Annotated in this window: 17 protein-coding genes; 10 read left to right on the top strand and 7 right to left on the bottom strand. The window is 31.4% G+C overall.

The genetic code is table 11. From position 1 onward, the window contains the following. Positions 1–192: 192 nt before the first annotated feature. Complete coding sequence (gene polA / locus G4D72_RS09250; RefSeq protein WP_166077547.1) at positions 193–3,030, top strand: DNA polymerase I; 2,838 nt, start codon at positions 193–195, stop codon at positions 3,028–3,030. 97 nt (positions 3,031–3,127) lie between these two features. On the opposite strand, the gene G4D72_RS09255 is transcribed toward polA, so the two are convergent. The 3 genes from G4D72_RS09255 to G4D72_RS09265 are packed head-to-tail and all read right to left on the bottom strand — an operon-like array spanning position 3,128 to position 7,951. Then, complete coding sequence (locus G4D72_RS09255) at positions 3,128–4,513, bottom strand: DUF5689 domain-containing protein (RefSeq protein ID WP_166077398.1); 1,386 nt, start codon at positions 4,511–4,513, stop codon at positions 3,128–3,130. Positions 4,514–4,522: 9 nt separating this feature from the next. Then, entirely contained in the window at positions 4,523–5,170 is a 648-nt protein-coding gene (locus tag G4D72_RS09260; RefSeq protein ID WP_166077399.1) for a choice-of-anchor J domain-containing protein, read from the bottom strand. 18 nt (positions 5,171–5,188) lie between these two features. Continuing rightward, entirely contained in the window at positions 5,189–7,951 is a 2,763-nt protein-coding gene (locus tag G4D72_RS09265; protein ID WP_166077400.1) for a carboxypeptidase-like regulatory domain-containing protein, read from the bottom strand. A 136-nt stretch (positions 7,952–8,087) separates the two neighbouring features. On the opposite strand from G4D72_RS09265, the gene G4D72_RS09270 reads away from it, so the two are divergent. From G4D72_RS09270 to amaB, 3 genes are all read left to right on the top strand, one after another. Then, positions 8,088–9,182: an endonuclease/exonuclease/phosphatase family protein gene (locus G4D72_RS09270; protein WP_166077401.1), complete on the top strand. Its 1,095-nt coding sequence runs from the start codon at positions 8,088–8,090 to the stop codon at positions 9,180–9,182. Positions 9,183–9,280: 98 nt separating this feature from the next. Further along, positions 9,281–9,814, top strand: a complete 534-nt coding sequence (locus G4D72_RS09275) for a 3-hydroxyanthranilate 3,4-dioxygenase (RefSeq protein WP_166077402.1) — start codon at positions 9,281–9,283, stop codon at positions 9,812–9,814. A 98-nt stretch (positions 9,815–9,912) separates the two neighbouring features. Further along, entirely contained in the window at positions 9,913–11,466 is a 1,554-nt protein-coding gene (gene amaB / locus G4D72_RS09280) for an L-piperidine-6-carboxylate dehydrogenase (protein ID WP_166077403.1), read from the top strand. Between the two features lie 118 nt (positions 11,467–11,584). Here amaB and G4D72_RS09285 read toward each other — a convergent pair whose 3' ends face one another. Next, on the bottom strand, positions 11,585–12,160 hold the full coding sequence (locus G4D72_RS09285; protein ID WP_166077404.1) for a PhnA domain-containing protein: 576 nt from the start codon (positions 12,158–12,160) through the stop codon (positions 11,585–11,587). Beyond that, positions 12,161–12,667, bottom strand: a complete 507-nt coding sequence (locus G4D72_RS09290; protein WP_166077405.1) for a DUF6646 family protein — start codon at positions 12,665–12,667, stop codon at positions 12,161–12,163. A gap of 361 nt (positions 12,668–13,028) precedes the next feature. On the opposite strand from G4D72_RS09290, the gene G4D72_RS09295 reads away from it, so the two are divergent. The 3 genes from G4D72_RS09295 to G4D72_RS09305 are packed head-to-tail and all read left to right on the top strand — an operon-like array spanning position 13,029 to position 15,976. Continuing rightward, positions 13,029–13,238: a hypothetical protein gene (locus tag G4D72_RS09295; RefSeq protein ID WP_166077406.1), complete on the top strand. Its 210-nt coding sequence runs from the start codon at positions 13,029–13,031 to the stop codon at positions 13,236–13,238. 44 nt (positions 13,239–13,282) lie between these two features. Continuing rightward, on the top strand, positions 13,283–15,280 hold the full coding sequence (locus G4D72_RS09300; protein ID WP_166077407.1) for an ATP-binding protein: 1,998 nt from the start codon (positions 13,283–13,285) through the stop codon (positions 15,278–15,280). Positions 15,281–15,313: 33 nt separating this feature from the next. Further along, entirely contained in the window at positions 15,314–15,976 is a 663-nt protein-coding gene (locus G4D72_RS09305; protein ID WP_166077408.1) for a response regulator transcription factor, read from the top strand. A 264-nt stretch (positions 15,977–16,240) separates the two neighbouring features. Here the strand turns inward: G4D72_RS09305 and G4D72_RS09310 are convergent, their stop codons facing one another. Both G4D72_RS09310 and G4D72_RS09315 read right to left on the bottom strand, forming a co-directional pair. Beyond that, a complete protein-coding gene (locus tag G4D72_RS09310) occupies positions 16,241–18,043 on the bottom strand; it encodes a hypothetical protein (protein WP_166077409.1) in 1,803 nt (600 codons plus the stop codon). Between the two features lie 433 nt (positions 18,044–18,476). Then, positions 18,477–19,214, bottom strand: a complete 738-nt coding sequence (locus G4D72_RS09315; RefSeq protein WP_166077410.1) for a metallophosphoesterase family protein — start codon at positions 19,212–19,214, stop codon at positions 18,477–18,479. Between the two features lie 145 nt (positions 19,215–19,359). Here G4D72_RS09315 and G4D72_RS09320 point away from each other — a divergent pair, with 145 nt between their 5' ends. The 3 genes from G4D72_RS09320 (at position 19,360) to G4D72_RS09330 (ending at position 21,863) form a co-directional block, all read left to right on the top strand. Beyond that, entirely contained in the window at positions 19,360–19,578 is a 219-nt protein-coding gene (locus G4D72_RS09320) for a FeoA family protein (protein ID WP_166077548.1), read from the top strand. Then, positions 19,579–21,669 (top strand): ferrous iron transport protein B, encoded by a 2,091-nt coding sequence (gene feoB / locus G4D72_RS09325; protein WP_166077411.1) that lies wholly within the window; start codon positions 19,579–19,581, stop codon positions 21,667–21,669. It abuts the gene before it with no gap. Positions 21,670–21,743: 74 nt separating this feature from the next. Then, entirely contained in the window at positions 21,744–21,863 is a 120-nt protein-coding gene (locus G4D72_RS09330; protein ID WP_394367572.1) for a FeoB-associated Cys-rich membrane protein, read from the top strand. The last annotated feature ends 40 nt before the right edge of the window (positions 21,864–21,903 follow it).

The following is a 21,903-nucleotide window of genomic DNA, read 5'->3' on the forward strand; positions in this document are numbered from 1 at the left end:
AAGACTACTGAAAATATGGAATTGCAAATTAGAATTGACAAGTTTATAGGAACATTCTAATACAACCTGAAAGTCTATGTTAGAAAATTTACCATTAAACACAAAGATATTAAATCAAAAAAACGACAAATTCAACCCTAACAAAAAAATCAATTTCAATTAAAATGAATTTGGTTTAACTATAATCTTTTAATTATGTCACAAAAACGCTTATTTCTTTTAGATGCTTACGCTCTTATTTTTAGAGGATATTATGCTTTTATAAAAAACCCAAGAATCAACTCAAAAGGCATGGATACTTCTGCCATAATGGGATTTATGAATGCTTTAATGGATGTAATTAAACGAGAAAAACCGGATCATTTAGCAGTTGCTTTTGACAAAGGCGGAAGTACTTTTCGTTTAGAAATGTTTGAACAATACAAAGCCAATCGAGATGCTACACCAGAGGCAATAAAAATTGCAGTTCCCTATATACAAGATTTATTGCGTGCCATGCACATTCCGATTGTAGAAGTGGCAGGATTTGAAGCGGATGATTTAATTGGAACTATCGCCAAGCAAGCTGAAAAAGAAAATTATCAGGTGTTTATGGTAACCCCGGATAAGGATTTTGCTCAATTGGTATCCGAAAATATTTTTATGTATCGTCCAGCTCGAATGGGGAATGATATCGAAATATGGGGAATTCCTGAAGTACAAGCCAAATTTGAAGTCGAACATCCTTTACAAGTGATTGACTATTTAGGAATGATGGGTGATGCAGTGGATAACATTCCAGGTTTACCAGGTGTTGGAGAAAAAACAGCTAAAAAATTGTTAGCAGAATTTGGTTCGATGGAAAACCTTTTAGACAATACTGACAAATTAAAAGGTGCTTTAAAAACAAAAATTGAAGCCAATAAAGAACAAGGAATCTTATCTAAAAAATTAGCCACAATTTTATTAGATTGCCCTGTTACTTTTAATGAAAAAGATTACGAATTATCTACACCAGATGTAGAAAAAACAGATGCATTATTTATGGAATTGGAATTCCGTCAAATGAAAGCACAGTTTGATAAATTATACAATCCAGCGGCTACTTCGGAAGAAAATACTTCTGAAAATACAGTTTTAAAGAAAGCTCCTGTAAAAAAATCAAACGATGAACAATATGATTTATTCGGATTCTCGGATGGTGAAGAAGCTACAGATACGGTTAATTCCTTTTATGCCACATTAGATACAACTGAACATTTTTACCAGAATGTACAAGGTGATTTGCCTATAAAAATGTTTGTTCAAAATTTATTAAATCAAAATTCTGTTTGTTTTGATACGGAAACTACTGGCTTAGATGCTTTAAATGCTGAATTAGTAGGTTTGGCGTTTTCATGGGAAAAAGGAAAAGGATTTTATGTGCCATTTCCAGAAAACCAGGATGAAGCTCAAATTTTAATCGACAAATTCAAACCTTTTTTCGAAAATGAAAGCATAGAAAAAGTAGGACAAAACATCAAATACGATTTAAAAATTTTGTCACGATACGGCATTGAAGTCAAAGGAAATTTATTTGACACGATGATTGCGCATTATTTGATTAACCCAGATATGCGTCATAATATGGATGTTTTGAGTGAAACTTATTTAAAATATTCTCCAAAATCGATTACTGAGTTGATTGGTAAGAAAGGAAAAAACCAAGGCAACATGCGTGATATTCCTTTGGATGATATCAAAGAATATGCTGTAGAAGATGCTGATGTTACCATTCAATTGAAAAACCATTTCTTACCCATTTTAGAAAAAGTAGGTACGAAAAAATTATATGATGAAATTGAAATTCCTTTAATTCCAGTATTGGCTGATATGGAAAAAGAAGGCATCAATTTAGATGTCGATTTCTTAAAGAAAATGTCTGTGGAAATGACTGCTGAAAGTAAGGCTTTAGAACAAAGCATATACGAAACCGCAGGTGAAACGTTCAATTTAGCTTCTCCAAAACAATTAGGAGATGTATTATTTGATAAAATGAAAATTGGTGGTGCCAAGCAAAAGAAAACCAAAACCGGTCAGTACGCAACTGGTGAGGAAATTTTGAGTTACTTAGCCAACGACAATCCAATTGTAAAAGACATTTTAGAATGGCGTCAAATGGTGAAATTACAAAGTACTTATATTGATGCTTTACCCAATCAAGTAGATGCTAAAACAGGAAGAGTTCACACAGATTATATGCAAACTGTGGCTGCAACAGGCCGTTTGAGTTCTAACAATCCGAACTTACAAAACATTCCAATTCGTACCGAAAGAGGAAGACAAATTAGAAAAGCCTTCATTGCTAGAGATGAAAATTACACCTTAGTTTCTGCCGATTATTCTCAAATAGAATTGCGTATTATCGCGGCTTTATGTGGTGAGGAAAACATGATTGAAGCGTTTAAAAACAATGAAGACATTCACAAGAGTACAGCTGCAAAAGTATTTAACGTGCCGTTAGAAGAAGTGACTAAAGAACAAAGAAGTCATGCCAAAACGGTTAACTTCGGAATTATTTATGGTGTCTCTGCTTTCGGATTAAGTAATCAAACGAATTTATCTAGAAAAGAAAGTGCCGAATTGATTGATGCGTACTATAAAACCTATCCGAAATTAAAATCGTTCATTTCGGACCAAGTTGATTTCGCAAGAGAAAATGGTTATGTAGAAACCATTTCAGGTAGAAGACGTTATTTAAAAGACATCAACTCTGCCAACGCTATTGTTCGTGGTGGTGCAGAAAGAAATGCTGTAAACGCACCCATTCAAGGTTCTGCTGCCGACATTATTAAAATTGCGATGATTAACATTCATAAAAAACTAAAATCGGAAAACTGGCAATCCAAAATGTTATTGCAAGTACATGATGAATTGGTTTTTGATGTGCATAACAGCGAATTAGAAAAAATTCAACCGATGATTAAACATGAAATGGAAAGTGCTTTTAAAATGATTGTTCCATTAGAAGTTGAAATAGGTTTAGGTAAAAACTGGCTAGAAGCACATTAAAAATAGTGATCAGTGTTCAGTTTTTAGTATTCAGTAAATAGTAAAACAAAAAAAGCCTTCTTATACTAAGAAGGCTTTTTTTATGCTTTATTTTTAATTAGTTGATCACGATGTCATCTACTTGTACAGTTGTAGTTGAAGTATCTGTACCGATGTGTTCGAAAACAAAATAACCATTACCTGTTAAACTAGCCGGAATGTTATATGTTCCAGCTGAATTAAATCCATTTTCTGACGCACCAACTGCTGGATACGTAATGTTAAAACTTGAAGTAATGTTTACCAATTTAGTACGGTCTACAGCAGAACCTGCAACATAATCTGCACTTGAAATATAGTATACTTTTAAAGAAACTTGTCCTCTATAAAAACGCATTTGCTCTCTGAAAGTAAATGTACTTGCTGCTGTAAAATTTACAGGAACCATAAAGAAACAGTTAGAAGCTACCCCAGGATTTCCTGTTCCTGCGAAAGAAGAAATTTCAATATACTTGTTTCCACTAAACGTTTTTAATTGCCAGTATCTTGGTCCAAAATCTGCATCGTTAATATACTTAGGAAAATTTTGTTGATTAGTTGTTACATAACTCGTAAATGGCTCATTTAAAGTAGCATCAAAAGTATTTGCATTTCCAACAATTGGTGGTGCACTATCTACTCTAGGATTGGTTAACATAATATCATTTTCTGTACGAACCATAAATTGAAATCCTGTACCAAACTTAGTTAAAACTCCTCTAATTTTACCGTTTAACCCAGGTACTTTATTTCCTGAGAAAGAAGCAAACTCACTAATTCTAACTACAATACTATTTCCAGCAAGATCTGTTACAATATTATTTGTAGCACCACCAATTTGATTGTTTGCATCAAAATAAGATTTACCAACATTAGCATCTGAAAATTGTACATTTGAAATTTCAATTAACTTATTCAAATTTGCATTGTTTAAAGCTGCTGGAATGGTTAAAGCATTAACTAAAGTATTTTCGTTAACTTTTGTACACGATCTTTGAATAACTTGTTCGTAAGTAATTCCAGAAATTCTTCCAACTTCATCAGGTTGTGGCGCACCATTATCAAATAAATCACCAATTTCTAAAGAACTTGAAGTCGGGCTATTGTAAAAATATCTGTTTTTTAATTTGACAAAAACTTTTCTTCCTGGCTCATATTTAGAATATAAATTATAAGAATCAACAGGAATTGAAAACCCTTTTGTTCCATCTACTGTAACTAATGAAATCGATTTGAAAAAGTTTCCGCCTTCATCACTTGAAGTAACATAAGCTTCAATTACATCATCAGCTGTATACTGTTGAACTGTAGAAGTAGCAGTAGCTGCTAAAGCGGTTACAGTTGTAGTTACAGGCACTTCTGTACAAAATTTAGTTGTATCAGGAGCGTCATAATTATCCGAATTTACACAACTTACTAAAGCTGCAAAAATCGATAGACTTAATAGTGTTTTAATATTTTTCATAAAAATAAATTATAAAGTTTTATCGTAAATTTTAACATCATCTACACGTAGTGAACCGTCTAGATTACTGTTTGTACTTGAGCCTGTCGCTTTAAAAGCAATATGAATTGTACCTGTGTAAGAAGATAAATCAACTTCACCTGAATCTACATTTAATGTTCCGTCTGGACTTCCAGATGGTAAGTTTGTTGCTAAACCAGCAATATTAGCTGTAATTGGTGTCCAAGTAGCTGCTAAAACATTATTTCCGTCAAAATTAGTAGAAATATAAACCTCTAATTTATTTCCTGCATCTGTTACGAATTCTGCGGCAGATTTAAAAGTTAATACTTCGTTTTGAGAGTTATCAAGATTTATAGCTGGAGTAATGGCCCAAGCAACATTAACAGGATTACCCGTACCACTTGAAAAAGTAGTAAATTGAATGTAACCGTTACCTTCATCATCTTGTTCAGTCCATTCTACAGTACCAATTTCTGCAAAACTTTTCCAACCGTTGTAATTTAAATATTCGTCTTCACCAAGTAAATCTGGATTAAAATTTTCTTTAAAAACAACAGGTTTAAAAGGTGCTACTTCTGTTTCAGGATCTTCACAACTTGTAAAAGTTACTAAAGTAGTAAAGGCTACAATGCTTTTTAAAAATATATTTTTCATATCGTACTATTTAAAATATTAAAAATTAATGTATAAATTTACGAAATAAGTTCTTCCATATCCGTAAAAATATCTATTACCAAAAGAAGGTGTTCCGTTGGCATTGTCTGTTTGTTGCTCTTGAAAAGTTGCTTTTCTTGATTGTTCAAAACCACCTGATTTGTAAGTTACATCCAATGCATTGTTAATAGTTGCAAAAAAACCAATTGTTTTTCCATCAACTCTCCATGATTTTCCACCTGATAAATTTAATAAATTTAAATCAGGTAATCTTTCTTGTTTTAATGCTTTTGCAACAGTTTCTTTTGAAGCCCCATTATAACCGAATCCATCATCATCTAATACAAAATTTTCTGTTCTAAAAATGTTTGCTACTGAAATATAAGAATCAGCTAAGTAATTGATATTTGCACTTACCCACCAAAATTTAGGATCTCTATATTCTAAACCAAACGAAGCGGCTGTTTGTGGCATACCAGATTGTCTGTAATTTTTAAGATAAGCTTGTCCGAAACTTGTAATTGGGTTGGTATTTGTTAACGTAGCTTGAGTATCATTGTTGATAGAAATAGTTGGATTGTTTGCAATGATATATTGTCCGTAAGAAGCAGCACCAGTAGCTTTAATAGTTGAAGTAATTTGGTATTCTAAACCTAGCTCTGCTCCTACATTTCTTTTATCTACTCCTGATAAAATCTCACTTATTAATGAATCGTCGTCATCACCTTCTGCATCTTCAAATAAACCTTCAGCAAAATAGAACGTTAAAGCCGTTGCTTTTTTAATATTTGTCATAAAACCAGTTAATCTAGCTTTAAACTTAGGTGTTTTTAAAATATAACTAGCATCTAAACTTGAAACCTCTTCGTTTGTTAAATCGTTTGTAATGGCATTACTTCTTCTAGCATTAACAAACGTATTTCTTAAGTTTGGTGCTTTAGTCATGTAAGCTCCGTTAAAATCTAAAAAGTGTTGACCAGAAATCTTGTATGTAAATCCTCCTTTGAAACCAAAGTTTTCAAAAGTTTGTTTTTCACTTTTCCCAAAAGATGTTGTTGGGAAAAAACCTGTTCTGTATAAACCTTCTCTTTGGTATTCTGAACGAGAAAATGATTGTGCTAAATAGAAATCTGTTTTCTTATAAGAGAATTTAAATTGAGTAAAAGCATCAACAACGTTAGCATATAATTTATAATTATAACCAAATACGTCGCCTTCTACAACTTGAGCGTTAGGATTATTTAAATCGAATTGAGAAATTTCTGGTCCGATGTTAAATCCATCTGCATTTAAAGCATAGCTAGCACCTAATAAATCTTCAATAATTGTATAATTTCTTGAGCTTAAATTTCTAAAAGACACTCCAGCATTTAACTTGATATTATCTGATAAATCTGAAAATATGATTGAGTTAGCTGTTAATTGTTTGTCATCTACTCTTTGTTCAGTTAAAAACGCTGCAGCACCAGTTGTACTGTTTGCATTAGCTAAATAAAGTTCATCCCAGTTAATTTGAGAGTTTTGTAAAAAATAATCTGTTGGATTAACTCCAGCTGGTAATCTGTCAGGATTATTAATAAAAAAACTTGGTAAATTTTGGTAATAAGTAGGATTTGGATTGTTTGCTCCTGGGAACTCTAATCTATTTCTTCCTGTAGATCCGGTTTGGTATGCTACATTTGTATTAATTGTCGTTTTATTACTTGGTTTCCAGTAGTGACTTAAAATCACCATCGGCTCCTCGATATTTCTATCCGAAGAATTTCTTTTTTTACCATTTTGATATCCCCATTGTGGATTATATCTAAAACCTTTTAATCTTGCTACTTCATCAGTAATAGCAGTATTTGTTCCTCTACTATTTTGAGCGTAAATTGAAGTAAGGTTTAAACTGTGTTTGTCATTAAATCTTTTTTCTACACTTGCAAATAATGAATTTGCGGCATAATCTGTACCTTCAAAAAAGCCTTCTTTTGCCCATCTTCTTCCACCTGAAACACTATATGCCCAACCATTTTCCATTAAACCAGAATTGATTGTAGCCATAGAACGCCAAGAATAATTGGTATTTGTACCAGAAAAAGAGATACGATTACCTTTTCTATATAAGGAAGCTCTAGTGTTAATTTCTTGAGTTCCTAAAATACTTCCAAAAGTATAATCTGAAGGTGCTGTACCTAAAGTAAACTCCTGATTTCTAGTTACATCATTTAAACCACCCCAGTTTCCAAATTGTGGTCTACCATCTAATAGTTTGTTCATGGTGATACCATTTATCATCGTAGTACCGTATTCACTATCTAAACCACGAATTCTAAATCTTGCTGCACCCCAGTTAAAGGCTGCTGCTTGTTGGTAAGCGTCACGTGAAGATTGTAATAAACCCGAAGTACTTTCAGATCCACTTGAATCGTCTCCTAAATCGTTTTCAGTAATAGTTACTAAACTCAATTGCTGTTCTACGGTAATGTCTTCATCTAAAAATAGCATTCCGACATCTAAAATCTGACCTGCTACTACTTCAATAGTGAAGTTTTGTTTGTTGTATCCTTCCACAGAAATTTGTAAAACTTGACTACCTTCTTGAACTTCGTTTAATAAAAATTCACCTAAGTTATTGGTAGTTACAAAATTCCCACTGGATTGAATCATAACTTTCGCACTTCCTAAAGGAGCTTGCGATTTTGAATCAACTACTTTACCTTTAACAGTTGATTGATTTTGAGCCATTACAATAATAGCTTGAAATAAAAATAAAAGACTTAATGCAAGTTTTTTCATACTTAATTATAAATTAATACTTTACAAACTTTTTTAGCAAAAACTAAAAAGCCGACAAATGTACAACATTTAAATAATATTATTTACCTTTGGCATCTATTTTGCATAAAGATTTAATTATAACTTAATTTTAAAAATGAAAATCAACCCATTTTACAGTGCTGTAGCCCTTATTCTTACTGTTGCAACAAGTTTTGCACAAGAGAAAAAAAACTACATGGTTAATACAATTGCTTTCTATAATTTAGAAAATTTATTTGACACCATTAACGACCCAACCATTAATGATGAAGATTTTATATATACGCCTCAAAATTATAAAGATAAATTACAAAAATTAGAAAAAGTAATTTCTCAAATCGGTGTAAATGCCGAGCAAAAAAATTCTCCAGTCATATTAGGTGTAGCTGAGATAGAAAACCGAAAAGTATTAGAAGATTTATGCAAACAACCTGCATTAAAAGCGAAAGGCTATGCCGTAATTCATTTTGATTCGCCAGATAGAAGAGGAATTGACACTGGTTTTTTATATCAAAAGGGACATTTTCAACCTACAAGTTACAAAAACTACCCTTTAATTGTAACAGAAGATGCTACAGATAAAAAAGCTAAAGACAAAGAAAAAGTAGAAGATACAGATGATAATGTTGTAGATGCCAAAACAAAAAGAATTTATACCCGTGATCAAATTCTTATGACGGGTATATTAGACGGTGAAGAAATGCACTTTATAGTAAACCACTGGCCTTCAAGAAGAGGTGGAGAAAAAAGAAGTAGCCCGTTACGTGAAGCAGCAGCAGCATTAAATAAAAAAATTATCGATTCTTTACAAGCCATCAACCCAAATGCTAAAATTTTCACCATGGGTGATTTGAATGATGGTCCGTTTAATAAAAGCATAAAACAAGTATTAGGCGCAAAAGGAGATGAAAAAGAAGTACAACCTTTAGGACTGTATAATCCGGCAGAAAAATTATTGAAAAAAGGAATTGGAACATTAGCTTTCAGAGATTCTTGGGATTTCTTCGATCAAATTATTATTTCTGAACCTTTACTGAAAAAAGATTATACTTCTTGGAGATATTGGAAAGCAGGTGTTTACAACGCACCATTCATGATTCAACAAACTGGGCAATATAAAGGTTATGCTTTAAGAAATAGTGCTACTGGCCCTGGATATTCCGATCACTTTCCTTCTTACATTTATCTAATTAAAGAAGCTAAAAAATAAAACAAACTAACCGCATCTGCTAATCAGAAGCGGTTTTTTTTATTTTGTGTGTTTCAAAAAATCGGTGTAAATTCGTTAAAACTTCTAACTCAAAAAAAATGTCAATCACAAAACCTTTTAACCTAAATAAATGGATAGAAGAAAATCGCCATCTTTTAGTCCCACCTGTTGCGAATAAAAATTTATATGTTGATTCTGGCGATTATATTGTTATGATAGTTGCCGGACCAAATGCTCGAAAAGATTATCATTATAATGAAACGGAAGAATTGTTTTATCAGTTAGAAGGTGAAATTACCGTTTTCATTCAAGAGAATGGCAAAAAGAAAGCTATGAAATTAGCCGCTGGCGATATGTTCTTATTACCTGCAAAAGTTCCACATTCTCCAAATCGAACCGAAAATTCTATAGGTTTAGTAATTGAAAAAAAGAGAAATCATTTGGATGTAAAAGATGGTTTACTTTGGTTTTGCGACAATTGCAATCATAAACTTCATGAAGTATATTTCGAATTAAACAATATCGAAAACGATTTTCTTTCGCATTTCAAGGATTTTTATACTTCGGAAGAAAAAAGAACTTGCGACAAATGCGGCACCATTATGGAAGCTAATCCGAAGTTTGTAAAGTAATTTTTTTCTTTATTTATTCTCCATAATCTGTACTCAATTTTCTAAATTCTATTTATTACATTTGTAAAAAATAACAAAAACACATAATAAAGTTAAATATGTCAACAATAGCATCACAATTCGGAATGCAAGAAGCCTTACAAGCATTAGGAATTAAAGAAGTAAACGATGGAACTTCAACAGGTTCAAATAGTTTTTCTTCAGGAGAAATTATCGAAAGTTATTCACCAGTTGATGGTCAATTAATCGGAAAAGTAAAAACTACAACAGCTGCAGACTACGAAAAAGTGATGCAAAGCGCTACGGAAGCATTCAAGTCTTTCCGTGCAATGCCAGCACCTCAACGTGGAGAAATTGTACGTCAGTTTGGAAATAAATTAAGAGAATTAAAAGAACCACTTGGAAAATTAGTTTCTTATGAAATGGGGAAATCTTTACAAGAAGGTTATGGTGAAGTTCAGGAGATGATTGACATTTGCGACTTTGCAGTTGGTTTATCACGTCAATTAAACGGACAAGTAATTCCGTCTGAACGTCCTGGTCACGTAATGCGTGAGCAATGGCATCCGATTGGTGTTGTAGGAATCATTTCTGCTTTCAATTTCCCAGTAGCCGTTTGGGCTTGGAACACAGCTTTAGCATGGATTTGTGGAGACGTTTGTGTGTGGAAAGGTTCAGAAAAAGCGCCAATTTGTACGATTGCTTGTCAAAATATTATTGCTGATGTATTAAAAGCAAACAACTTACCAGAAGGAATTTCTTGTATTATTAATGGCGACTATAAAGTAGGTGAAATGATTACAACTGACACAAGAATTCCATTAGTATCTGCAACAGGTTCTACAAGAATGGGAAGAATTGTGGGCGCAACTGTAGCACAACGTTTCGGAAAATCTTTATTAGAGTTAGGCGGAAACAACGCCATTATTATCACTCCAACTGCCGATTTAAAAGTAGTAGTTCCTGGAGCGGTTTTCGGAGCTGTTGGTACAGCCGGACAAAGATGTACTTCTACGCGTCGATTAATCATTCACGAATCTGTTTATGATACAGTACGTGACGCCATTGTTGGTGCTTACGGACAAATTAAAATTGGAAATCCTTTAGATGAGAAAAACCATGTAGGCCCACTTATCGATACAGATGCAGTAAATACTTATTTAGCTGCAATTGAAAAAGCTAAAGCAGAAGGTGGAAAAGTATTAGTTGAAGGTGGTGTATTAACAGGAGAAGGTTACGAATCTGGATGTTACGTGAAACCAGCTATTATTGAAGCGGAGAATCATTTCGAAATTGTTCAACACGAAACGTTTGCTCCAATTTTATATTTAATGAAATATGAAGGTGAAGTAGAAAACGCTATTGAGAAACAAAATGGTGTGGCTCAAGGTTTATCTTCAGCGATTATGACAAACAGCATGAAAGAAGCAGAAAAATTCTTATCATTCGCTGGTTCTGACTGTGGAATCGCTAACGTAAACATCGGAACTTCTGGTGCGGAGATTGGTGGTGCTTTCGGTGGTGAAAAAGAAACTGGTGGTGGAAGAGAATCGGGTTCAGACGCTTGGAAAGTTTACATGAGAAGACAAACGAACACCGTAAACTACTCTGATCAATTGCCTTTAGCTCAAGGAATTAAATTTGATTTGTAATAAATACTTATCCTGCAAGGTTTCCAAAACCTTGTAGGAAATAGAAAAAACCCTGCAAAAATTATATTTGCAGGGTTTTTTAATTATTGACACATTGACCAATTGACTCATTGGCTAATTATTTAGTTTTCTTCACGTATTGTGTTAAAATTACAATGTGTTGGTTTTCTACTCTACCTTCAATTTGATTGGGATTGTCCCAAACTAGTTTAATATTATGAACAGCAGCACCACGTTTAGCGGTAAATGTAGCACCTTTCACATCTAAATCTTTTATTAAAACTACAGAATCGCCGTCTTGTAATATATTTCCGTTAGAATCTTTATGGATGATTTTTCCTTCTTCATCTTCGTCTTCACCTGTTGCCTTTGCCCATTCTAAAGCATCTTCGTCTAAATACATCATTTCAAGCAAATCATGATTTTTTAAACGCGCTAACATTCGCCAAGAAACAATTTGCACGGGTAAATTTTCATTCCACATACTGTCTGACAAACGGGTCCAATCGTTGGCGTTCATCAACTCTTTATTTTCAATTTGATCTCTTAATGATTTGGTAATTAAAATACAATTTTCCGGAATGGCTTCTGTTTTGGGTTCTACAATATAAACGACTAAGTTTTCATCGCTTCCGCTGATTTCACAAACAGCACCACTTCTGTCTTTTAATCTCTTTTCGGTAACTACACTCATCTATAAATTGAATGAAGCACCAATTTGAAAAACAAACTGATTATTATATTTACCAAAAACACCTGGCGTTGAGTCATATTCTGCAATTGGGAAACCTGCTTCTGTATATACTCCAAAACCTTCCGTAAAGAAATATCTGAATCCAAGATGTGCGCCGAAATTTCTTGTTCCTAAATTTAAACCCGGATACACATCCATATTGTCTTCTAAACCAACAACACTTCCTAGGTTGGCATTAAATCGAATTTTCGCATCTGCACGATCGGTAAATTCTGGTTTATAGTTTACATTGTTAATAGTAATGTTATCCGCATTTAACATATAACTAGCTGAAAAACCAAAAGACATATTCTCTCCAATTCCATAATCATTTGTTAAAACAATTCCACTTCCTCCATTTTGTACTGTTGCACCAATTTGCAATTTAACATCACTTTTCCCTTTGTAAGCTTGTGCATTACCTAAAAAACCTATTCCTAAGAATACAAGAAACATTATTTTTTTCATTATCTATAAATTTAAATGTTCTGCAAATATAACAATTAATTTCAACCTAATTCACAGGCTATAATTCTAACTAGATTCTATTTATCCTTTTTTTTTGTACACCACTTTAACAATTAAAACCCCTTGAAAAGTAATTTTTGAGTTTAAAATTTAAATCTTCTTAAGAAAAGAGTTTCCGTAGTTAAAATTCATTAAACATAAAATGTTTAACATATATCGATAAAAGTTTAACAATTTTTGAGGGAAATCCGTAACAAAAATCAAGTCTGCGCATATAATTTTACACCTGTATTTTACATTAATAAATTGTTATATAACAATTTATTAAAAACTTAATTTAAAACCCTTAACACATAAAATTATGAAAAAAGTTATCATTTTATCAGCGCTTATTTTGTCAACATTAGTTTCATGTTCAACTGATGACGAATTAACTTACACACAAGAATCAACAACTAAAAATTCCAGTAAACAAAGTAATTACAGCCTGAGAACAACATCTACAGATTCCATAAACAGATTAACAGATAGTATTAATGGATCTGTAAATCCAAAACCAATAAAACCATAAAGAAACCAACATGTTTGACTCCTTTTTCCTATTTTTGTAATACTATGAGGAGTATAATTAAAATAACAACTTTACTATTTTTAATGCTTTCTTGTCAAGACAAGAAAGCATTAAAAACAAATAAGGATTTCATAACATATAAAATTAAATTAGCTACCAGTCAAAAAGAATTAAAACTAATTGAAACTGAATTAGAAAAATACAACTACGATACCATAATTAGAAATAATCTTGATGCGATTTCTGACAAATATTACGACTTAGAGAAATTTGAAGATTATAACAGAATAAGTACTACGATTCTAAAAAAATCAAAAAAAATTAATGACACTACAGGAATAATAGAAGGACTTTGCAAAAAAGGCGCTTATTATTCAAATATGTATAGATTAGACAGTATGTATTATTACTATACAAAAGCAGAAAATTTCTCCTTAGAAACCAAAAACAAGTATCTTTTAGGCACCATATATTTAAATAAAGCTGTAATCAATCAAAATTTAAATGATTATTATAATTCTGAAAAAAATTCTTTTGAAGCATTAAAAATTTTAAAAAACAAACACAATTACTACTTACTCTACAACGCGTTTTTAAACATTGGATATGCTTCACATATTCAGAATGATCCTGTTGAGGCAATAAAATATTTTAAAAAAGCGTTAGAAATAACCGACAAAATAGAGAACAAAAAAATAGTGTTATCGCTTAAAGGACAGGTGTATTATTACTATTGTTTAGCATACAATAAAAAAAATAATTATGAAATTAGTTTAAACTACGCAAAAAAGGGCCTGATTATTGATAACTTTAAAATAAAAGACCCTCATGTTTTTTGTAACCTAAACAACTGTCTAGGTTATTCAAAACTTAAGCTTAACGACATTAATGCAAAAAACCATTTCATTGAATCTTTAAACATAGCCAAACAAACCAATAATATTTTAGCGATAAACACCTCTAATTTATATTTGAGTGAATATTATTTAAAATATAACAACTTACAAAAAGCCTATGAATATTCTAATGATGCTTTAACAATTGCAAACGAAAATAAACTTACAGATGACAAACTAAAAACACTTTTATTATTAGCGAAAATTAGTCCCAATAAAGCCACTACTTATTTTGAAGAATATAAAACATTATCAGATAGTATCATTAATACCGAAAGGCAAACCAGAGATAAATTTGCCAGAATTGACTATGAAACAAACGAGATTATTTCTGAAAAAGATTCCATTCAGAAAGAGAAAGAATCCATACTTCAACAGTTATGGTCCATTTCATCAATTGCTGTATTTGTAATTCTAATGATTCTTCTGTTTTATTTCATAAAATCTAGAAACATAAAAAACAAAGAGCTTAAATTCATACAAGAACAACAAAATTCAAAAGAAGAGATTTACGATTTAATGTTAAATCAGCAACATCATATTGAAGAAGGAAAATATCTAGAAAAAAATAGAATTTCTCAAGAATTACATGATGGTATTATGGGGAAATTAACCGCAATAAGACTTAATTTGTTTATTCTAAAGAAACGAAAAGATGAAGAAACAATTGAAAAATGTTTACCTTATATAGATGATCTTCAAAATATTGAAAAAGAAATAAGACAAATTTCTCACGACTTAAATCAAAATGTGTTTGATGACAATGTCACTTTTATTTCAATTGTTGAAAATTTATTTACAATGATTAAAGGGCATTCTGATATTGAGTTTAAACTAAAAGTCGACGAAAGAATTGATTGGGAAATCATTAATATTAATATTAAAATAAATATTTATAGAATCATTCAAGAAGCCTTACAAAATATTGATAAATACTCTCAAGCAACAAGAGTAAATTTAAATATGAATAAAAAAGAAAATGAAATTCATATAAAAATTTCTGATAACGGAATTGGCTTTAAAATCGATACCAACAAAAAAGGAATTGGCATAGAAAATATGAAAAAAAGAATGGCTGAAATTAATGGTAAATTTATTTTAGAAAGTAAAATAAATAAAGGCACTACAATAAATTTAATATTTTAGATTGAACACAACATAAACTCCAAATAGAAAAAAATGACTTTAAATATTTTATTAATAGATGATCATCCAGCAATTTTAAGTGGTTACCTTTCTGTTTTAAATTTCAATGAAAAAAACATTAAGCTCCTACCTACTTTTTGTCATAATTGTGAAGATGCTTATAACATCATCACAAAGCCAGAAAACGCGAATTTTTTTGACATCATTTTTGTAGACAGAAGTTTACCACCTTTTCTAAAAATGAAACTTAAATACGGAGAAGATGTAGCTATCCTTGCTCGAGAATACCAACCTAAAGCTAAAATAGTTATTCTAACAGCTCATTCTGAAGCATTTATCATATATGACATTCTATTTAAAGCAAAACCAAATGGATTAATTATAAAAGGTGATGCCACTGGTGAAATTCTTTTAGAGGCATTTGATAGTATTCTTAACAATAAAACCTTTTATAGTGCTACAGTAACAGACAGAATGAAAGAATTATTAGAAAGGGAAAATTATTTAGATAGCATTAACAGACAAATTATCGTTTTACTTGCTCAAGGTTTCAAAAATAAAACAATAAGCATGCAATTAGGATTAAGCGATAGTGCGATTGAAAAAAGAAAATGTAAGATTAAAGATTTTTTCCTAATTAATAAAGGAACTGATGAAGAACTTATAATAGAAGCTAGAAAACTCGGTTTTATTTAATTAAAATACAATTTTAACAATTATTACGTAAAAACCGTACTTCTTCCATTAAACTAATCTCTAAATTTGAACTATGTTTTTATATAACCGGGGGGTATTATAAAAGAAAAGAAACTCGCTAACATTAAGTTGGTGGGTTTTTTTTATATTCTTTTATCTTGTAATTAAATAGATATCTAGAATAGACTATAATTAAAAAAAACCGCACTAAAATAATTTTTAGTACGGTTGAACTTAATGAAATTATTATTCTTTAAAAGAATTTTATCTTACTTTCTCTTTTTCCAATAGTATTTCTTCTTTTAACTTTGTTGGGCCGATTGGAAGTCTTAAATTTTCAAATTCAGAATTTACATTTCCTTTTTCATCTTTACTATCAGCTCTACTTCCAACAATATGCCATGAAAAACTAACATTACTTTTGCCATTATTTAATTCTTTAACTCTAAATCCAACATTTGATTTATCAGTAACAAAAACTCCATTACAATCACCTTCTAACTGAATAAAAACTTTTAATGGATGTTTATCGTCTATTTTCATGGAAGAAGTTAACACTTTATCTAATGATACATAAGCTTCTCCATTATTTAATTTTGCCATTCCATAATCTTCAAATAAAACTTCAGGTGCTTCTGTACAAAACATTATACGTGGTATGTTTTTTTCGTCATAAATTATTGTTGAGGCAACTCCATTACCAATTACCTTAAAATCTGTACCACCACCACCTGATGCGTTATGATTATATTTTATTCCAGTGTAAGAATAAGAAGGCGAACTAACACCCGCTTGAAAATAACCACCATACAAAACGTTTTGAACACTTAAAATCCCGTTAGGAGAAACATTATCTTTACCTGCTAACTTTGCAAAAGCACTTGAACCAAGAGTAGTAACGTTATTGTCGTTATCTAAAAGAAAACCTCCAGCTGCGTGACCATTATGCGTTGCTGTATTAGGATCTCCATTTCCTGTGTTTGCATAAACCCCATATCCATCTATATGTGACCCTGAAATTCCCGCACCTATATTTGGTAAAATATTTGGTGGTGTAGCACCAGAACTTGCAATAATACTTGTTCCGGTTGCATTACCGTTCGTTGCCCAAACTGCATTCCCTTTTCCAATATTATCATCATTATTCACTGCATTTATCGCATCATTCCCTGCGCCAGAATGTACAACTTTTATTTTTTCTGTTGCAGCACCTGGACTATTTATACCAACACTACCATCCGATCTGATTCTCATTCTTTCGTTAAAAAAAGGAGTTGTAGCCCTTCCAGTAGAAAATATAATTGACCTTGTATTATTAGCATTGGCAATATACATATCTTGTCCACTTCCAACATAACTTACATCATTTGCTCCACCAACATTATAAGCGGTTGGAAAGTTAAATGTAGAATTATTAATTCCAATCCAAGCAAAACCTGTGGTTGCTGTTCCATTGTCTGCTGTTGCAGAATAGCCACTTTGTGCGCGAACTCCAGTACTTGTATTTTGAATATTGTATTGTAAAAAATCATTAATATTTCCGGTTCCGTTTACAACAGAATTTACAAGCGTAGTCCCAGCAGCTACGTCTAATTTAGCAACAGGATTTGAAACACCTATTCCCATATTACCAGAACTTGTAACTCTTACTTTCTCTGTGTTGTTGGTTCTTGTTACAAAATCAACGGCATCAGTAGTACCAATAAAATTGGTAGTAGCATTTGTACCCGCATTACCTATTTGTGACCACGCAGAAAGACTTCCTGTTGAAATCGGAACCCATATCGTACCATTCCAATAATAATATCCTGGGGCTACCTGATTGGGGCCTAATGCAGAAGTAAACGTATTGTAAACTAATTCAGATACCATTGGAGTTAAAACTGTTGCCACGTTGGTGGCTGACAATGCAACTCTTGGAATTAAAAGGCCTTCTACCGAAGAAGTTATATCCAACGCTCCAGATGGATTGGTGGTTCCAATTCCAACTTGTGCATTACAAGTAACTTGTGTTAAAATTGAAAGTAACAAAGTTAAAAGTACTGATTTCAAAGTAAAGTTTTTCATATCATTTATTTTTGCAGTTTACTTTATTCTACAATCTCAAAAAGGCTTATAAATTTGAAAATTTTAGAATAATCTTCAAAAATAACAGATAGAAATACTTTTATATTACGGAATATCCGTAGTATTTGTTAAAATTATGACGATTAAAGAACTGAAGTTATTGTTTTAATACTTAAGTTAAAACAACATATTTCAGTCATCAAACTTTTAAAAAATGAAATTTTAACATTTATTACGGTATTTCCGTACATGCATATAAAAATACATGCATATATTTGTCATTATATTTTTATATAAATTTTGGGGATTAAGTGAGAAACTCGTTGGTATTACAACCAACGAGTTTTTTTTTATAGTAACAATTTAAAAATTAATCAATTCTTAATGGATAAAAGAGACTAACTTTAAAAGATAAAAATAAAGTAAAAATAATTTAACTTCTACCTGCTTCATTAGGATACAAGTCACGAACAACATCACTTTGCCAATATTCTTTGGTAGAAATATCCATAATTGTTAAAGCCCCATTAAACGCAGCACCAGTATCTAAATTCCAAACCGAATTTTTTAAAAGCGGGGCCACTTTTTCTGTTTTTGAAATAGGGGTATGACCAATATAAATCTCCGAATAAATTTTTAATCTTTTAGGATACAACTCAGAGTTGGTATCCATTTTCTCATCTAAACACAGAGCAACTTCCCAAAGTGTTCTGTCCCAATACAGTAATTTTGGAAAATACTCAAAATCAACACCATGCAAATTGGTAAATCCAGCATGAAGAAACAATCTGTTTTCGGCATCTAAATAATAATTCTGCAAAGATTTTAAAAACTGAATGTGTGTCTGTTTTACTTCCTCAGAAACTTTTAAATAAGCATCAACAGTAGCTTTACCTCCGTGTTTAAACCACATTTTTTCATTCAAATGCTTGTGATTATTTTCCAACCAATCTAAAAGTAATTCGTCATGATTTCCTTTAATAAAAATACAGTTTTGTTTTTTTGATAAATCTATTAAAAAGTCTAAAACTTCTGGTGATTGACTCCAACCGTCTACATAATCACCTAAAAAAATTATAGTATCATTTTCATTTATTTCAGCTCTTTCTAAAACTTGCATCACTGCTTTTAAACCTCCGTGTATGTCGCCAATTACTAATGTTCTGTTCATTTATGTTACGTAAAATATATGGCCTAAGGTACGAATAAAACTTCAAATGTTAAACCTAACAAATGTTAGGTTTTTGTTTTAAGAATTACTTATCTTTGTATTTTAATTCAATCTAAATAAGTTCGTGAGCGATTATAATGCTTCTATGCTGAAAAAAGGGCAAAGCGCCCAAATTATCGATATTGATATTGACGAAATTCCATTGAAATTAATTGAAATGGGATGTTTGCCAGGGAACGACATTGAATTGATTCAAATTGCGCCAATGGGCGATCCTTTATTTTTTAATGTGAACGATGCCAAAGTAGCTATTAGAAAAAAAACAGCTTCTTTCATTTTTATTCAATCCGACTCCATCCAATAAATGACTCCAAATACAATAAAAGTTGCGCTAATTGGTAATCCAAATGTTGGGAAAACATCTGTTTTTAACCAGTTAACAGGATTAAATCAACAAGTTGGAAATTATCCTGGAATTACAGTTGATAAAAAAACTGGAATTTGTAAAATCAATCAAATTACCCGAGCAAAAATTATAGATTTACCCGGAACCTATAGCTTAAATGCGAATTCAATTGACGAAAATGTAGTAATTGAACTGCTTTTAAATAAAAATGACGAAGACTTTCCTGATGTTGCCGTTGTGGTGACTGAAGTAGAAAACCTAAAAAGAAATTTATTACTTTTCACTCAAATAAAAGATCTTGAAATCCCAACGTTGCTTGTAATTAATATGAGTGACAGAATGAAGCAAAAAGGGATTGAATTAGACATTCCTTTATTGGAAAAAGCTTTAAAAACGAAAATTGCTTTAATCAGTTCTCGAAAAAATATTGGAATTGATAAGATTAAAGAATTAATTTTAAACTACAAGTCACTTTCTAAAGAAGCTTGTTTAAACGCAAGTTCAATAGACGAAGAATATTTCAACCGTTTACGAAAAGCCTTTCCGAATCAATTGTTATACAAACTTTGGTTGGTTATTACACAAGATGTTAACTTCTTAAATTTAGAACGAAACGAAATTGAAAACAACTTCACCCGTTCGCATACCGAATTAAAAAAACTACAACAAAAAGAAACTATAAAGCGCTATCAATTTATAAATGATACGTTGAAAGTAACTCAGAAAATAGACAAATCTAAAGCCACAGATTTTCAGAGTAAATTAGACAATATTTTAACGCATAAAGTTTTTGGTTATTTAATTTTCTTTGGAATTTTATTACTCATTTTCCAATCTATTTTCGACTGGAGTAGTATTCCAATGGATTTTATTGATACGAGTTTTTCTAAATTTAGTGCGTATACAAAAGAAAATTTACCTTCTGGAAAATTCACCGATTTATTATCCGATGGAATCATACCAGGAATTGGTGGAATAGTAATTTTTATACCGCAAATCGCCTTTTTATTTTTATTCATTTCTGTTTTAGAAGAAAGTGGTTACATGAGCCGTGTAGTGTTTTTAATGGATAAAATCATGCGACGATTCGGATTGTCAGGAAAAAGCATTGTGCCATTAATTTCTGGAACTGCTTGTGCGATTCCGGCCATTATGAGTGCTAGAAATATCGAAAACTGGAAAGAACGCTTGATTACAATTTTAATTACGCCCTTCATCACTTGTTCGGCAAGATTACCCGTTTACGCCATTTTAATTTCATTAATTATTCCTGAAAAACGCTTTTTAGGTTTCAGTTTACAAGGTTTAACTTTAATGGCTTTGTACTTAATGGCTTTCTTTGTTGCCATTGGATCTGCTTACATTTTAAACAAATTATTAAAACTAAAATGTAAATCGTATTTTGTTGTAGAAATGCCAAGTTATAAGGTTCCAATGTTTAAAAACGTAGCTTTAAATGTTTTAGAAAAAACTAAAGCTTTTGTAACAGGTGCTGGAAAAATAATTTTAGCGATTTCAATTGTTTTATGGTTTTTAGGTTCACACGGTTCGGCAAATTTTGACAATGCAGAAAAAATTATTGCAGAAAAACATGAAAAACCACTGACAGAAGAAATGCGTCAAAATAAAATAAACGCCTACAAATTAGAGAATTCTTATATAGGAATGATGGGTAAAACCATAGAACCTGTTATCAAACCATTGGGTTACGATTGGAAAATTGGAATTGCTGTAGTAAGTTCTTTCGCTGCTCGTGAAGTATTTGTAGGAACGCTTGCTACTATTTACAGCGTGGGAAGTCAGAGCGAAGAAGAAGCCACAATAAAAATGAAAATGGCAGAAGATATTGACGAAAATGGAAATAAAATTTTCAACTTTGCTACGGGAATTTCTTTACTTCTATTTTATGCGTTTGCCATGCAATGCGTTAGCACACTGGCAATTGTAAAAAAAGAAACCAATTCTTGGAAATGGCCTTTAATTCAATTGGTATTTATGAGTGGTTTTGCTTATGTTGTGGCATTAATTGCGTATCAAACATTAAAATAATTGGGAGTTTTATTTATAACCGAAAGAAAAATATTGAAATTGAATTTTAATATTGAAATTGATATTTTATCATGATGCAAGAAATTTTAACATATATCTGTTTGGCTCTAGCGGTTGGGTTTTTAATTAAAAAATTCTTCTGGAAGAAAAAAGCAAATAAAAAAGGTTGTGGTGACCATTGTGATTGCAAATAGTTTCTTAACTTAATTTTTGATTGAAAAAGATAAAATACTA

The organism is Flavobacterium difficile, from assembly GCF_011392115.1.
Lineage (GTDB): Bacteria > Bacteroidota > Bacteroidia > Flavobacteriales > Flavobacteriaceae > Flavobacterium > Flavobacterium difficile.

Bases quoted from the DNA above. Each gene is read 5' to 3' on its own strand.
- G4D72_RS09255 (WP_166077398.1), bottom strand. From the start codon at position 4,513: ATGAAAAATATTAAAACACTATTAAGTCTATCGATTTTTGCAGCTTTA.
- G4D72_RS09260 (WP_166077399.1), bottom strand. From the start codon at position 5,170: ATGAAAAATATATTTTTAAAAAGCATTGTAGCCTTTACTACTTTAGTA.
- G4D72_RS09265 (WP_166077400.1), bottom strand. From the start codon at position 7,951: ATGAAAAAACTTGCATTAAGTCTTTTATTTTTATTTCAAGCTATTATT.
- G4D72_RS09270 (WP_166077401.1), top strand. From the start codon at position 8,088: ATGAAAATCAACCCATTTTACAGTGCTGTAGCCCTTATTCTTACTGTT.
- G4D72_RS09275 (WP_166077402.1), top strand. From the start codon at position 9,281: ATGTCAATCACAAAACCTTTTAACCTAAATAAATGGATAGAAGAAAAT.
- amaB (WP_166077403.1), top strand. From the start codon at position 9,913: ATGTCAACAATAGCATCACAATTCGGAATGCAAGAAGCCTTACAAGCA.
- G4D72_RS09285 (WP_166077404.1), bottom strand. From the start codon at position 12,160: ATGAGTGTAGTTACCGAAAAGAGATTAAAAGACAGAAGTGGTGCTGTT.
- G4D72_RS09290 (WP_166077405.1), bottom strand. From the start codon at position 12,667: ATGAAAAAAATAATGTTTCTTGTATTCTTAGGAATAGGTTTTTTAGGT.
- G4D72_RS09295 (WP_166077406.1), top strand. From the start codon at position 13,029: ATGAAAAAAGTTATCATTTTATCAGCGCTTATTTTGTCAACATTAGTT.
- G4D72_RS09300 (WP_166077407.1), top strand. From the start codon at position 13,283: ATGAGGAGTATAATTAAAATAACAACTTTACTATTTTTAATGCTTTCT.
- G4D72_RS09305 (WP_166077408.1), top strand. From the start codon at position 15,314: ATGACTTTAAATATTTTATTAATAGATGATCATCCAGCAATTTTAAGT.
- G4D72_RS09310 (WP_166077409.1), bottom strand. From the start codon at position 18,043: ATGAAAAACTTTACTTTGAAATCAGTACTTTTAACTTTGTTACTTTCA.
- G4D72_RS09315 (WP_166077410.1), bottom strand. From the start codon at position 19,214: ATGAACAGAACATTAGTAATTGGCGACATACACGGAGGTTTAAAAGCA.
- G4D72_RS09320 (WP_166077548.1), top strand. From the start codon at position 19,360: ATGCTGAAAAAAGGGCAAAGCGCCCAAATTATCGATATTGATATTGAC.
- feoB (WP_166077411.1), top strand. From the start codon at position 19,579: ATGACTCCAAATACAATAAAAGTTGCGCTAATTGGTAATCCAAATGTT.
- G4D72_RS09330 (WP_394367572.1), top strand. From the start codon at position 21,744: ATGCAAGAAATTTTAACATATATCTGTTTGGCTCTAGCGGTTGGGTTT.